Here is a 1,369-nt window from a genome sequence, read left to right as displayed (position 1 = left end):
CTGCTGCAGGGCGAGGTCGGCTCCGGCAAGACCGTGGTGGCGCTGCGGGCGATGCTCGCCGTGGTCGACGCCGGCGGCCAGTGCGCGCTGCTGGCCCCCACCGAGGTGCTCGCGCAGCAGCACTACGCCACCATCCGGGCGCTGATGGGCGACCTGGCCGGCGGACGCATGTTGGGCTCCCCGGACGCCGCCACCGACGTCGTCCTGCTCACCGGTTCGATGCCGGCCGCAGCCAAGAAGTCGGCACTGCTGCGGGCCGCGTCCGGCGAGGCGGGCATCGTGGTCGGCACCCACGCACTGCTCAACGACAAGGTGCAGTTCGCCGATCTGGGCTTCATCGTGATCGACGAACAGCACCGTTTCGGGGTGGAACAGCGCGGCGCGCTCACCGACAAGGCGTCGGCCCGGCCGCACGTGCTGGTGCTGACCGCGACCCCGATTCCACGCTCGGTGGCAATGACGATCTTCGGCGATCTGGACGTCTCCACACTCGCCGAGCTGCCCGCCGGGCGACAGGTGATCGGCACCGTCGTGGTGGACGCCGCACTGCGTCCGGCCTGGGTGGAGCGAGCCTGGCAGCGGGTCGCCGAGGAGGTTGCGCAGGGCCGGCAGGCGTTCGTCGTGGTGCCGCGGATCAACAGCAGCGACGACGGTATCGGCGTCACCGAGCTGGCCGAACGGCTCAGCACCGGGCCGCTGGCCGGCCTCCGGGTCGGTGTGTTGCACGGACAGCTGGCCTCTGAGGCCAAGGAGGCGACGATGACCGCCTTCGCGGCCGGCGAGGTCGACGTGCTGGTGGCCACCACGGTGATCGAGGTCGGCGTCGACGTGCCGAACGCGACGATGATGGTGATCTGGGACGCCGAACGCTTCGGCATCTCCCAGCTGCATCAGCTGCGCGGCCGGATCGGCCGGGGAGAGCATCCCGGTGTCTGCCTGCTGATCTCGTCCGCGCTGGCTGAGGAGACCATTCGGCAGCGGCTGGACGCGGTGGCCGCCACCAACGACGGCTTCGAGTTGGCCGAACTTGACCTGCTGCAGCGCCGCGAGGGTGACGTGCTGGGGGCGGAGCAGTCCGGGTCGCGGTCCAGCCTGCGGCTGCTCAGCGTGCTCGAGCACGCCGACGTGATCACCCAGGCCAAAGAGATCGCCGCCGAGGCCGTCCGGCGCGACCCGGAACGCTCCACCCCCGGGTTCGCCGACGCGGTCACCGCCACCGAGCAGTTGATGGCCGGCGACTTCCTGGAACTCAGCTGAACCGGGCCGGTCGCGCTCTGGCACGATGACCCGGTGACTCTGATCGCCGCGGCAGACGGCTCCGCCCTCGGTAACCCCGGCCCCGCCGGCTGGGCCTGGTACATCGACCCCG

Annotated in this window: 1 protein-coding gene; it reads left to right on the top strand. The window is 71.3% G+C overall.

Features of this window, described 5'->3' with window-relative positions:
* Nucleotides 1-1,257 (top strand): DEAD/DEAH box helicase (locus Q0066_RS07260; RefSeq protein ID WP_298131568.1); only part of this gene is annotated, 1,257 nt, incomplete at its 5' end.
* Between the last annotated feature and the right edge of the window lie 112 nt (nt 1,258-1,369).

It is taken from the genome of Micropruina sp. (assembly GCF_027492755.1).
Classification (GTDB): domain Bacteria; phylum Actinomycetota; class Actinomycetes; order Propionibacteriales; family Propionibacteriaceae; genus Micropruina.
The sequence above is the reverse complement of the archived record's forward strand: the minus strand, read 5'-3'. Positions and strand labels throughout refer to the sequence as shown.